Origin of the sequence: Georhizobium profundi, from assembly GCF_003952725.1 — a bacterium.
Lineage (GTDB): Bacteria > Pseudomonadota > Alphaproteobacteria > Rhizobiales > Rhizobiaceae > Georhizobium > Georhizobium profundi.
In genome coordinates this window covers 1017008-1028958 of the sequence record NZ_CP032509.1, presented here as the reverse complement: position 1 = coordinate 1028958, position 11951 = coordinate 1017008, and the positions used below count along the sequence as shown (strand labels likewise).

12 protein-coding genes are annotated in these 11951 nt (G+C 63.9%); 11 read left to right on the top strand and 1 reads right to left on the bottom strand.

Features of this window, described 5'->3' with window-relative positions:
• From D5400_RS04805 to pufC, 11 genes are all read left to right on the top strand, one after another.
• Complete coding sequence (locus D5400_RS04805; protein WP_126008195.1) at positions 1 to 1137, top strand: methyltransferase; 1137 nt, start codon at positions 1 to 3, stop codon at positions 1135 to 1137.
• A 109-nt stretch (positions 1138 to 1246) separates the two neighbouring features.
• Positions 1247 to 2182, top strand: a complete 936-nt coding sequence (gene bchC / locus D5400_RS04800) for a chlorophyll synthesis pathway protein BchC (protein ID WP_126008193.1) — start codon at positions 1247 to 1249, stop codon at positions 2180 to 2182.
• A gap of 44 nt (positions 2183 to 2226) precedes the next feature.
• Positions 2227 to 3207 carry a chlorophyllide a reductase iron protein subunit X gene (locus D5400_RS04795; RefSeq protein WP_126012744.1) on the top strand — a complete coding sequence of 327 codons (981 nt, stop codon included), beginning with the start codon at positions 2227 to 2229 and terminating at the stop codon, positions 3205 to 3207.
• A gap of 8 nt (positions 3208 to 3215) precedes the next feature.
• Entirely contained in the window at positions 3216 to 4748 is a 1533-nt protein-coding gene (bchY, locus tag D5400_RS04790) for a chlorophyllide a reductase subunit Y (RefSeq protein WP_126008191.1), read from the top strand.
• Complete coding sequence (gene bchZ / locus D5400_RS04785; RefSeq protein ID WP_126008189.1) at positions 4748 to 6223, top strand: chlorophyllide a reductase subunit Z; 1476 nt, start codon at positions 4748 to 4750, stop codon at positions 6221 to 6223. Before bchY ends, bchZ begins: the two co-directional genes overlap by 1 nt.
• A 34-nt stretch (positions 6224 to 6257) precedes the next feature.
• On the top strand, positions 6258 to 6494 hold the full coding sequence (locus tag D5400_RS04780) for a hypothetical protein (protein ID WP_126008187.1): 237 nt from the start codon (positions 6258 to 6260) through the stop codon (positions 6492 to 6494).
• A 140-nt stretch (positions 6495 to 6634) separates the two neighbouring features.
• Positions 6635 to 6859 (top strand): light-harvesting antenna LH1, beta subunit, encoded by a 225-nt coding sequence (gene pufB, locus D5400_RS04775; protein ID WP_126008185.1) that lies wholly within the window; start codon positions 6635 to 6637, stop codon positions 6857 to 6859.
• A 13-nt stretch (positions 6860 to 6872) separates the two neighbouring features.
• On the top strand, positions 6873 to 7076 hold the full coding sequence (gene pufA / locus D5400_RS04770) for a light-harvesting antenna LH1, alpha subunit (RefSeq protein ID WP_126008183.1): 204 nt from the start codon (positions 6873 to 6875) through the stop codon (positions 7074 to 7076).
• A 132-nt stretch (positions 7077 to 7208) separates the two neighbouring features.
• Entirely contained in the window at positions 7209 to 8033 is an 825-nt protein-coding gene (gene pufL / locus D5400_RS04765) for a photosynthetic reaction center subunit L (RefSeq protein ID WP_126008180.1), read from the top strand.
• A gap of 12 nt (positions 8034 to 8045) precedes the next feature.
• Positions 8046 to 9020, top strand: coding sequence for a photosynthetic reaction center subunit M (gene pufM / locus D5400_RS04760; protein WP_126008178.1), 975 nt, complete (start codon positions 8046 to 8048; stop codon positions 9018 to 9020).
• A gap of 9 nt (positions 9021 to 9029) precedes the next feature.
• The gene (gene pufC, locus D5400_RS04755; protein ID WP_126008176.1) at positions 9030 to 10394 is read left to right on the top strand and encodes a photosynthetic reaction center cytochrome PufC; all 1365 of its coding nucleotides are present in this window, start codon (positions 9030 to 9032) and stop codon (positions 10392 to 10394) included.
• A 223-nt stretch (positions 10395 to 10617) separates the two neighbouring features.
• On the opposite strand, the gene D5400_RS04750 is transcribed toward pufC, so the two are convergent.
• Positions 10618 to 11859 (bottom strand): OpgC family protein, encoded by a 1242-nt coding sequence (locus D5400_RS04750; protein ID WP_126008174.1) that lies wholly within the window; start codon positions 11857 to 11859, stop codon positions 10618 to 10620.
• Positions 11860 to 11951 lie beyond the last annotated feature (92 nt).

Sequence of the window (11951 nt, the reverse complement as noted above, 5' to 3'; positions counted from 1 at the left end):
ATGGTGGACCAACCCTATTCCGCGGGCTCGCCGCTGCGCCGCTTGCTGTCGGCCTTCCATGCATTCCGCAGCCGACAGGTCGCGCGCCGGGAGTTTCGGGACTTTGCCGCGCGTTTCCCGCTGACCCGGCCAATCGCGCGCCACAATGCGTCTCGCCTCTTCGATCTGACCGCCGGCTTCGTCTACAGCCAGGCCCTGTCGGCCGCTGTAGAGCTCGATCTCTTCGATCAGATGGCGCGCCGTCCCCAATCCACGGCAGACATTGCCGAAATCGGGAGCATGCCGGTCGCATCCGCGCACACATTGATGCGCGCGCTCGCGTCCCTGGACTTGGCTCACCAACAGTTCGACGGGCGCTATGCCTTGGGAACGCTCGGAGCAGCGCTCGTCGACAATCCAGGCGTCATCGCCATGATCCGCCATCATGGTCTGCTATACCGCGATCTGGCCGATCCTCTGGCGCTTCTGCGCACGCCAAAATCCGACACGGAGCTCCGCCGGTTCTGGAACTACCGTGATGCGGCAGGCAGCGAGGACGACGCTGCAGCGCGCTACAGCGACCTCATGGCCGCCTCGCAATCCTTCATCTCGGCGGAAATCTTCTCCGCCTACCCCATCCAAAGCCATTCGGTGGTGCTGGATGTCGGCGGCGGCGACGGCAGCTTTCTTCTGGCTGTCGCGGGGCGGACCGCAAAAGCAACACTCGTACTTTTCGACCTGCCCGCCGTCGCCACGGTCGCACGTCGGCGTCTGGCCGCACATCCACTCGGCCACCGCATCGACGTGCACGGCGGCAGTGCCTTCTGCGACGCTCTCCCGGTCGACGCCGACCTCGTGACGTTGAACCGCGTCCTGCATGACCACGACGATGGCGACGCACAGCGATTGCTCGCCAATCTCCACCAATCCATGAGCCCGGGCAGCCGGCTTTTGTTGAGCGAGCCCATGTCGGAAACGGACGGCACGAGCGCCATGGCCGATGCCTATTTCGGCTTCTATCTGCTCGCGATGGGACAGGGACGGCCCCGCTCCGCGGATGAAATCCAGGCGATGCTGCGGGCAGCCGGCTTCGAAACGATCCGCGCGCTGCCGGCGCGCCAACCGCTGCTTTCACGCAGCATTCTGGCGATCCGCTAGACATCTCGTTGCCACAGTATGTACAAAAGATTTGACAAATTAATGTGTCAATATATGCTGACACTTGGTCGCTGGGAGTGTTGTCTGCCACGGCCGCCAGGAGCAGGTCATGAATTCGCATGCCGTAGTCCTTCACGAGCCCAAACGTCTGTCGCTGGTCGATCTCGCGCTCAAGAGCCGGGAAGACGACGACGTGGTCGTGGCCGTGCACTACAGCGGCGTCTCCACCGGCACCGAGAAGCTTTTCTGGAGCGGTACGATGCCGCCCTTCCCGGGCATGGGCTATCCGTTAGTTCCCGGTTACGAAACGGTCGGTGAAGTCGTGGAAGCCGGGCCGACATCCGGCCGAAAGCCGGGAGATTTCGTCTTCGTTCCGGGCGCGTCCTGCTACCGCGATCTGCGCGGTCTCTTCGGTGGCGCCTCCTCGCGCATCGTCACGCCCGGCAACCGGACAACGATCGCGCCGCGCAATGCGCAGTCCGTGCTCATGGCGCTTGCCGCGACCGCTTACCATGCGCTGCAGACCTGCCCCAGCCAGATGCCCGATCTCGTCATCGGTCACGGCGTTCTCGGCAGGCTCATCGCGCGTCTTGCCATCGCCTGTGGCGCGCCCGCGCCGACCGTCTGGGAAACCGACCCGGAACGCAGAACCGGTGCGCAAGGCTACACGGTCGTCGATCCGGCCGAAGACGAGCGGCGCGACTACGGTTGCATCTGCGATGCAAGCGGCGACAGCGCCATCCTCGATCCGGCGATCCGCCATCTTTCGCGCGGCGGCACGGTCGTTCTCGCCGGGTTTTACGATCAGCGGGTCGCCTTCGCCTTTGCCCCTGCCTTCATCAAGGAATGCGCAATCCGCATTGCCGCCGAATGGCGGCCCGAGGATCTAGCAGCCGTCAGCACGCTCGTCGAAGAGGCTCGCCTCCCGCTTGACGGCCTGATCACCCATCGCAGCCATCCGGAACACGCCGACAACGCCTACCAGACCGCATTTTTCGATCGCAACTGCCTCAAAATGATCCTCGACTGGAGAGACATCCAATGAATTCTCACGTGAAGATCGGCGCGAGCGAACCGAAATCGGGCGCGATGGACGAACTCCACGCCGCATTGCGCGCGGAAGCCTCCGAACCCACTGCGACGCCGGAAACCGGCGAAGCGAAGAAGACCACGCAGATCATCGCGATCTACGGCAAGGGCGGCATCGGCAAGTCGTTTACGCTCGCCAATCTGTCCCACATGATGGCGCAGCAGGGCAAACGCGTGCTGCTGATCGGTTGCGACCCGAAGAGCGACACGACATCGCTTCTGTTCGGTGGGCGCGCCTGCCCAACGATCATCGAGACATCGTCCAAGAAGAAGGCAGCCGGCGAAGAAGTCGAGATCGGCGACGTCTGCTTCAAGAAGGGCGGCGTATTCGCCATGGAGCTCGGCGGGCCGGAAGTCGGTCGCGGCTGCGGCGGACGCGGCATCATCCACGGCTTCGAACTGCTCGAGAAACTGGGCTTCCACGAATGGGGCTTCGACTACGTGCTGCTCGATTTCCTGGGCGACGTGGTCTGCGGCGGCTTCGGCCTGCCGATCGCCCGCGACATGTGCCAGAAGGTCATCGTCGTCGGCTCCAACGACCTGCAATCGCTCTACGTCGCAAACAATGTCTGCTCGGCGGTCGATTACTTCCGCAAGCTCGGCGGCAATGTCGGCGTCGCGGGCATGGTGATCAACAAGGACGACGGGACGGGCGAAGCGGCCGCATTTGCGGAATCGGTCGGCATTCCGATCCTCGCCGCCATCCCCGCCGACGAGGACATTCGCCGCAAGAGCGCCAATTACGAGATCATTGGCCTGCCCGGCGGCCGCTGGGGATCGCTGTTCGAAACGCTCGCCATGAACGTGGCGGAAGCACAACCGGTGCGCCCCAATCCGCTGGAGCATGACGGTCTGCTCGCGCTCTTCAAGGGCAGCGACGTCGGTGCGCATGTGGTGCTCGACCCTGCGACACAGGCCGACATGCGCGGCGGCATCGTGGTCGAAAAGCAGTCCCTCGAAGTCGTCTACGACGTGGTTTGAGCATGATCATGGATGAGCGTCCGACACAGACGGATCAAGGATCGCCGCTTTCAGTCGAAGACGGTGACCAGGCGGGTCGCGAAAGTGATCACGGCTCACCGGTCCTGGATTCGGTCGTCAATGACCGCCCCGCGTCGGCAACCGGCTCCTGCCATGGCGGCAAGGCCGAGATGGACCGGGCAGCGCGCGCCAACGGCAAGAGCGCGATGCTCGACCAGCTGAAATCGGACTACCCGACGGGCCCGCACGACCAGCCGCAATCCATGTGCCCCGCATTCGGGTCTCTCCGCGTGGGGCTGCGCATGCGTCGCACGGCAACAGTGCTTTCGGGTTCCGCCTGCTGCGTCTACGGCCTGACCTTCACGTCCCATTTCTACGGCGCCAAGCGCTCGGTCGGTTATGTGCCGTTCAATTCCGAGACGCTCGTGACCGGCAAGCTTTACGAGGACGTCCGCGACGCCGTCCACACGCTGGCCGATCCGGAACTCTACGACACGATCGTCGTCACCAATCTCTGCGTACCGACAGCATCGGGCGTGCCGCTCCGCGCATTGCCCAAGGAAATAAACGGCGTGCGCATCATCGGCATCGACGTGCCGGGCTTCGGCGTGCCGACCCATGCGGAAGCCAAGGACGTGCTGGCCGGCGCCATGCTCGCCTATGCCCGCCGCGAAGCTGAACAGGGCCCCGTTGCAGCGCCGAGCACTGCCGTCACCGACAAGCCGACCGTCGCGCTGATCGGCGAAATGTTCCCGGCCGACCCGGTCAGCATTTCCCGCCTCATCGAACCGCTCGGCCTTGCCGCCGGACCTGTCGTGCCGACACGCGAATGGCGCGAACTCTATAGCGCCCTCGACTGCGCGGTCGCAGCGGCGATCCATCCGTTCTACACCGCCAGCGTTCGCGAGTTCGAGGCTGCCGGCCGTGCCGTCATCGGTTCGGCCCCCGTCGGATTGTCGGGCACGGCAGCCTGGCTCGACGCTGTCGGCAACGCAGCAGGCGTCGCGCCCGCCATCATCGACGCTGCCAAAGGCCTCGTCCTGAACCCAATCGCGGCCGCATTGAAGGCATCGCCGATCAACGCCCGCATCACCCTTTCCGGGTACGAAGGCTCCGAACTGCTGGTCGGTCGGCTCTTGAAGGAGTCCGGCGCGGATCTGCGCTATGTCGGCACCGCCTGCCCGAAGACGCGCTGGTCGGCAGACGATGCAGCCTGGCTCGAAGCCAACGGCGTCATGGTGAAGTTTCGTGCGTCGCTGGAAGACGATATCGCCGCCTTCGAGGAATTTTCGCCGGATTTGGCAATCGGCACGACGCCGGTAGTCCAGCACGTGAAGCAGCGCTCTGTTCCGGCGCTCTATTTTACCAATCTCATATCCGCCCGCCCGCTGATGGGGATCGCCGGCGCCGGTTCGCTGGCAACCGTCATCAACGCGGCCATTGCCGGCAAGGCGCGCTTCGACCGCATGTCGGACTTCTTCGAAGGCGTGGGCACCGGCGCGACGGCCGGCGTCTGGCCGCAAGTCGGAGGGCCGGTCTGATGCTGGTCCTCGATCACGATCGTGCCGGTGGGTATTGGGGCGCCGTCTACGTTTTCACCGCGCTGAAGGGTCTGCAGGTCATCATCGACGGCCCCGTCGGCTGCGAAAACCTGCCGGTGACCTCCGTCCTGCACTACACCGACGCCCTGCCGCCGCATGAACTGCCGATCGTCGTCACGGGCCTCGGCGAAGAGGAACTCGGCCAGATCGGCACCGAACAGGCGATGAAGCGCGCCCATTCGACGCTTGACCCGACCGTCCCATCGGTCGTCGTGACGGGCTCCATCGCCGAGATGATCGGCGGCGGCGTCACACCGGAAGGCATGAACATCCAGCGCTTCCTGCCGCGCACGATCGACGAGGATCAATGGCAGAGCGCCGACCGCGCGCTCGCCTGGCTTTGGAAGACCTTTGGTCCGAAAAACAAGGCAAAGGCGCTGGAAAAAGCCAAGGCAGCCGCCGAGAAGCGCGGGGGCAAGCCGCGCGTCAATATCATCGGGCCCGCTTACGGCATGTTCAACATGCCCTCCGACGTCGCCGAGATCCGCCGCCTCGTCGAGGGCATCGGCGCCGAGATCAATCTCATTTTCCCGCTCGGTTCGGACCTCGCGGACGTTCCGCGCCTGATCGATGCCGACGTCAATGTCTGCATGTACCGCGAGTTCGGGCGCAAGCTCTGCGAGGACCTCGATCGCCCCTATCTACAGGCGCCGATCGGCCTTCACTCGACCACGCTTTTCCTGCGCAAGCTCGGCGAGCTCACCGGCCTCGATCCCGAACCGTTCATCGCTACCGAAAAGCACACGACGATCAAGCCGATCTGGGATCTATGGCGCTCCGTCACCCAGGATTTCTATGCGACGGCAAGCTTCGGCATCGTGGCGGGCGAAACCTATACGCGCGGCATCCGGCATTTCCTCGAAGAGGACATGGGCCTGCCCTGCAACTTCGCATTCGCGCGCGTGGCCGGTGCGAAGACCGACAACGATGCTGTGCGTGCAGCGATCAAGGCGACGCCACCTCTGGTGCTTTTCGGTTCGTTCAACGAGCGCATGTATGCCGCCGAACTCGGCGCGATGCGCGGGCCGAGACCTGCCTTCATCGCAGCCTCGTTTCCCGGCGCCATCATCCGCAGACACACGGGCACGCCTTTCATGGGTTACGCCGGGGCGACCTATCTCGTCCAGGAAGTCTGCAACGCGCTCTTCGATGCGCTCTTCCACATCCTGCCGCTCGGCACCGATCTCGACCGTGTCGAAGCGACGCCGGCTCGACCCGAGCGCGCGCTCGGCTGGAACGAGGCGGCACGCGCGCTGCTGGACGAGGCGATCGAGGCCCATCCCGTCTTGACCCGCATCTCCGCTGCCAAAAGGCTGCGCGACGCTGCGGAACGGCAGGCTCGCAATGCGGGCGAAGAGGAAGTCGGTATCGGGCGCATGCGCTCGGTGCTGAATGGAGAATTGGAGCCGGCGTGATGCCGGGGCGGCTTTGCCGCAGGAGGGACTGCACATGGCTGTCATCGATATCGCGAGACCCGGACACGACCGCCGCGAGCGCCGCGCGGAGTATCGGGAATATCGGCTCACCTATTTCGGTGTCTTCGCCTTCTTCCTGATCGTCGCGGTCGGGCTGCGGCTCGCGCCGCGCCGGATGCGCGCATCGGTTCCCGCCCTGAGCGGCCAGCGATCGATCCTCACCGAGGTTCGGGTCGCAGCAAGCAGCTGCATACCGTTCGCCTATCGCTGAACGGGGACAGATCCCCTGCGGTCCGCCGCAAGGGAAACGCCGAGGACGCCTTTGGGCTGAGACGGCAGCGAAGACCCAGCCGGCACGATCCCGTGCCGTCGGGGACCATGGCCGAAGGGCCAAAACCTAGGAGGTAGACCATGGCTGAGAGAATCGACGGCGCGCTGTCGGGGCTTTCCGAAGCAGAAGCCAGGGAATTCCACTCCGTCTTCATGAGTAGCTTTATCGGCTTCGTCATCGTCGCGGTCATCGCTCACATCCTGGTGTGGATGTGGCGCCCGTGGCTGCCGGGACCAGAAGGCTACGTCTCGCTCAACGACGGCATCCAGCCGGCGCTCAGCGCTCTTCAGACACTCGTCGGCTGAGGGAGAGAAGACCATGTGGAGAATCTGGCTGCTTTTCGATCCGCGTCGTGCACTCGTCGCGCTATTCACGTTCCTGTTCGCACTTGCTCTGTTGATCCATTTCATCCTGCTCAGCACGGAACGGTTCAACTGGCTGGAAGGCGCGCCGCAAGCCGCCCCCGCCGCCGCATCGATCGAACAGATCGTTCCGAACCCGTCCGAGCATCAACTCGGATAGGGCCGGTTCAAGACCGGTGCGGGCGCCGGCGGCCAGTCCGCCACGCCCGCGTCCATCCGCGCAAAATAGGCTGCGAAGTCCGCCCTCGTCGGGAGCGCGGCAACGGGTCCTTCTGGGAAGGGAGATGGCGCCATGGCAATGCTCAGTTTCGAACGGAAATATCGCGTGCGTGGCGGCACGCTGCTCGGCGGCGACCTCTTCGATTTCTGGGTCGGCCCCTTCTATGTGGGCTTTTTCGGCGTCACGACGATCTTCTTCTCGTTCCTCGGGACGGCGCTCATCATTTATGGCGCGGCGATTGGGCCGACATGGAACCTGTGGCAGATCTCGATTGCCCCGCCCGACCTTTCCTACGGTCTTGGCCTCGCGCCTCTCAAAGAGGGCGGACTCTGGCAGATCATCACCATCTGCGCCATCGGCGCCTTCTGTTCCTGGGCTCTGCGGCAGGCGGAGATCTCGCGCAAGCTCGGCATGGGGCTTCACATCCCCTTTGCATTTTCCTTTGCGATCTTCGCCTACATCTCGCTCGTCGTCATCCGCCCGGTCCTGCTCGGCGCATGGGGCCATGGTTTCCCCTACGGCATCATGAGCCACCTCGATTGGGTGTCGAATGTCGGCTACCAGTATCTGCACTTCCACTACAATCCGGCGCACATGATCGCGATCACGTTCTTTTTCACGAACGCACTCGCGCTCTCCATGCATGGCGGCCTGATCCTGTCGGCCACCAACCCGCCAAAGGGTGAGGAAGTCAAAGGACCGGAGCACGAAGACACCTTCTTCCGTGACACCATCGGCTATTCGATTGGCACGCTCGGCATCCACCGGCTCGGCCTGTTCCTGTCCGTTTCCGCCGCGTTCTGGAGCGCGGTCTGCATCATCATCTCCGGTCCCTTCTGGTCACGTGGCTGGCCGGAATGGTGGACCTGGTGGCTCAACCTGCCGATCTGGTCGTGAGGAGGCGATACCATGTTCGAATATCAAAACATCTTCACGCGTGTTCAGGTCAGATCCGAACCCGATATGGGCGTTCCGATGCGCACGGGTGCCTGGGGGCGTGAGCCTCATGCCGGCTTCTCCTACTGGCTCGGCAAGATCGGCAACGCTCAGGTCGGCCCCATCTATCTGGGTTGGACCGGCATCGTCTCGCTCATGTGCGGTGTCATCGCTTTCGAGATCATCGGTCTCAACATGTGGGCCTCGGTCAACTGGGACCCCATCCAGTTCGTGCGCCAGTTGCCATGGCTCGCGCTTGAGCCGCCGCGGCCTGAATATGGCCTGACGATCCCCCCCATGTCCGAAGGCGGCTGGTGGCTGATGGCAGGTTTCTTCCTGACGACGTCCATTCTTCTGTGGTGGGTGCGCGTCTATACGAGAGCACGCGCGCTCGGCATGGGCACCCATGTCGCCTGGGCCTTCGCCTCTGCCATCTTCCTCTATCTGGTGCTCGGCTTCATTCGCCCGCTCCTGATGGGCAGCTGGTCGGAAGCCGTTCCCTTTGGCATCTTCCCGCATCTGGATTGGACCGCTGCCTTTTCTCTCAGATACGGCAACCTGTTCTACAACCCGTTCCACATGCTCTCGATCGCCTTCCTCTACGGGTCGGCTGTTCTCTTCGCCATGCACGCCGCTACCATCCTTGCGGTGTCGCGTGTCGGCGGCGAGCGCGAGATCGAGCAGATCACCGACCGCGGCACGGCCTCGGAACGTGCAGCACTCGTCTGGCGCTGGACCATGGGCTTCAACGCCACGATGGAATCGGTCCACCGCTGGGCGTGGTGGTTCGCCGTGCTGGTCACGCTGACCGGCGGCATTGGTATCCTGCTTACGGGCACCGTCGTCGACAACTGGTACCTCTGGGCCGTCAAGCATGGCGTCGCGCCGATGTATCCCGAAACATGGGCACCGCTGCCGGATCCGGCAGCAGCGCTCGCCATCGAGTAGGAGGGCGCCATGAGAATCGCACTGTCGTTGATCGGCATCGTCGCTGCCGCCTTGCTGACGATCGCCATGATGCTTACCTGGGAGCGACCGCCGATGGAGGTCACCCAGATCGGCTATCGCGGCACCGGGATGGAACAGGTGACCAACCCGCGTATCCAAGCCGCAGCCATCGCCATCCCGGAGCCGCTTTATCCGCCGGAATCGCCTGAAGGCACCCGCGCCTCGGAAGTCTATGAGAATGTCCAGGTGCTGGGCGATCTCTCCGACGCGCAGTTCAATCGCCTGATGGCCCACATCACCGAATGGGTCGCCCCTCAGGAAGGCTGCGGTTACTGCCACAACCTGGAGAACATGGCGTCCGACGAAATCTACACCAAGGTCGTCGCCCGCTCGATGATCCAGATGACCTGGGACATCAACCAGAACTGGGATGACCACGTCGCCGAAACCGGCGTCACGTGCTACACCTGCCATCTCGGCCAGCCGGTGCCGCAGTCGGTCTGGTACCAGAACGAGGACCTGCCGGGTGCCGGTGGAATGGCGGGCGACCGCAACGGGCAGAACGTCGCCACCGAGGTCGCGGCCTACTCCTCGCTGCCCTACGACGCGTTGACCGACTACCTCGTCGACCGCCAGGTCATCCGTGTGGTGCCGACCAATGCCCTGCCGCTCGAAGATAAGCCACTCATGCCCATCCAGTCGGCTGAAAATACCTACGGCCTGATGATGCACATGTCGGATGCGCTCGGCGTGAATTGCACCTTCTGCCACAACACCCGCTCCTTCGCGAGCTGGGAGACGAGCCCGACGCAGCGCACGACGGCTTGGTACGGCATCAACATGGTCCGGGACATCAACCAGGATTACATTCTGCCCCTGACCGGCGTTTTCCCGCCTAATCGTCTCGGCCCGCAAGGCGACGTGCCGAAGGCCGTCTGCTCCACCTGCCACAACGGCGTGAACAAGCCGCTTGGTGGGATCAGCATGCTGCAGGACCATCCGGAACTGGCCGGCCCTCCAGAGATGGCGAGCGGCATGCCCGCTGCAGAAGGCAACGACGGCGCCACCATGGAGGCTCCGCTCGACACTGCTACCGACCAGGCACCGGCGGATGGCGCCCCTGTGCCGGATGCCGAGGATGCGGTTCCGGGTGATCCGGCTCCGGCCGATGCCGGAACTCCGGATGATGCGGCGACGGATCCAGCTTCGGTGCCCGACGCATCCGGCACGGAGCCACCGGCGACTGACCAGAGCCAGCAGCCCGTCGCACCGGCAGACGCAACGGAGGCGCCTGCCGAAGACCCGGCAGCGCCCGCTGCAACCGAAGAAGCCGTGCCACCGGCCGCCGAGGAGCCAACTCCTCCAGCGCAATAGGCACATCCGAAAACGGGCGACGGGGCTCCCCGTCGTCCGCAACCCAATGCGCAAATTGGCGGCCTCGGCGGTGAGACGGTTTTCCTCCCAAACCCAGATCCCTGCCGACGCCATTCGAAGCGGCCCCGGATCAAACCGGGGCCGTTTTGCATGTGAGAAGCTGCCCGTCGGGATGCGCTCAGGTACCCCTCGGGCCTACGCGCATACTCGGCCGCTTTTGTCCTCAAGCAGGGATCTGCTGCTCTGCCGGAGGCGTCGTCTGCGTGATCCCTCGGGCAGGAACAACAGGCGGCACGCTTGGGCCCTGCACGGTCCTGACGCGCGTCTTCTGGCCTTTCAGAAGCCGTGCTTCCCATTCCAGGTAGTAGGCGAGCAGGAATTGCAGCGCGATGCCGGCACTCAAGATCGCCGTGTCGAGCAGGAAGCCCGTTTCCGTGATCTGGCTAACGACCTGACCGGCCATGGAGAGGATCGTACCGGCAACGAAGACCGGCAGTCCGTGACGCCCCATCACCGCGAGTGGATTGCTGTGAGCGAGGCGCGTGAACCTGGAGAAGATCGGGAAAGCCAGGAAAACGTAGGCCAGCGCCAGCACATGCAGAAGCCGCGGCAGCGTCAGGAACGTCTTGTTGAAATCACCGAGCACGAAGGGCAACGGCACGGCCTTTTCCAGCCCCCAGAGTGGCAGCTTCACCCATGCCAGACTGACCAGAAGATAGACGATCGAAGCACCCACCAGACCGGGATGGATGGCGATGCGCCCGCCACGTTTCACATGCATGACGCCGGCCATGCCGATCGCGAACAGGAACTGCCAGGAGAGCGGGTTCAGGAACCAGATGCCGCCAGCCGGAAAGTGGGGCGGGCCGATGCGGTAGAGCCCCGCCAGCAGCCAGAGCGTTGCGGAGACGGCAAGCATGAGCCTCAGGCTGCGTGTGCCGATCAGCAGCAGAACAGGCACCATGACGAGGACGGCCGCGTACATGGTGAGAATGTTGTTGTAGCCGAGCTGGTGGCCGAGAGTGACGATGCCGAAGAGCGCCATGGGCGTGTCTTCGAAGACCGCCTTGAGATTAATGCGCTCGAGCAGATCCGGTGCCGAGAAATAGATTGCCCCGGCAGAAAAGATCGCGATCGTCACCATCGTGGCCATGATGTGCGCGACATAGAGCGTGAACGCCCGGCGCCAGGCTCGGATCGTGCTGGCGAGCCGCTGCCCCGCTTGAAACCTCGATCCATAAGCCAGCCCCACGGCGATGCCGGAGATCAGCACGAAGGCCTCCGTAGCATCCGAAAAGCCGAAGTTCCGGCTAGTGAACATCTCGTAAGGATTGCCCGGCACGTGGTTGATGAAGATCGTGATCAACGCCAACGCACGCAGCACATCGAGCCGGCTGTCACGGCTGTCAGGCAATGGCGCAGCCAGTGGCAAGGACTGCGCGTTCTGTCTTGCAAAGAAAGTCATCGGGTCTTCAAGCCTGTCCAAGCTTCGCCGCCCCGCGACGCTCGATGGCTGTCGCAAGGTGGACACCGTCTAAGGCACGCGCGCACCCACTG

Excerpts from the sequence above, each read along its gene's own strand:
- pufB (WP_126008185.1), top strand. The coding sequence starts at position 6,635 with ATGGCTGAGAGAATCGACGGCGCGCTGTCGGGGCTTTCCGAAGCAGAA.
- pufL (WP_126008180.1), top strand. The coding sequence starts at position 7,209 with ATGGCAATGCTCAGTTTCGAACGGAAATATCGCGTGCGTGGCGGCACG.
- bchC (WP_126008193.1), top strand. The coding sequence starts at position 1,247 with ATGAATTCGCATGCCGTAGTCCTTCACGAGCCCAAACGTCTGTCGCTG.
- bchZ (WP_126008189.1), top strand. The coding sequence starts at position 4,748 with ATGCTGGTCCTCGATCACGATCGTGCCGGTGGGTATTGGGGCGCCGTC.
- pufA (WP_126008183.1), top strand. The coding sequence starts at position 6,873 with ATGTGGAGAATCTGGCTGCTTTTCGATCCGCGTCGTGCACTCGTCGCG.
- bchY (WP_126008191.1), top strand. The coding sequence starts at position 3,216 with ATGGATGAGCGTCCGACACAGACGGATCAAGGATCGCCGCTTTCAGTC.
- D5400_RS04805 (WP_126008195.1), top strand. The coding sequence starts at position 1 with ATGGTGGACCAACCCTATTCCGCGGGCTCGCCGCTGCGCCGCTTGCTG.
- pufM (WP_126008178.1), top strand. The coding sequence starts at position 8,046 with ATGTTCGAATATCAAAACATCTTCACGCGTGTTCAGGTCAGATCCGAA.
- D5400_RS04780 (WP_126008187.1), top strand. The coding sequence starts at position 6,258 with ATGGCTGTCATCGATATCGCGAGACCCGGACACGACCGCCGCGAGCGC.
- D5400_RS04750 (WP_126008174.1), bottom strand. The coding sequence starts at position 11,859 with ATGACTTTCTTTGCAAGACAGAACGCGCAGTCCTTGCCACTGGCTGCG.
- pufC (WP_126008176.1), top strand. The coding sequence starts at position 9,030 with ATGAGAATCGCACTGTCGTTGATCGGCATCGTCGCTGCCGCCTTGCTG.
- D5400_RS04795 (WP_126012744.1), top strand. The coding sequence starts at position 2,227 with ATGGACGAACTCCACGCCGCATTGCGCGCGGAAGCCTCCGAACCCACT.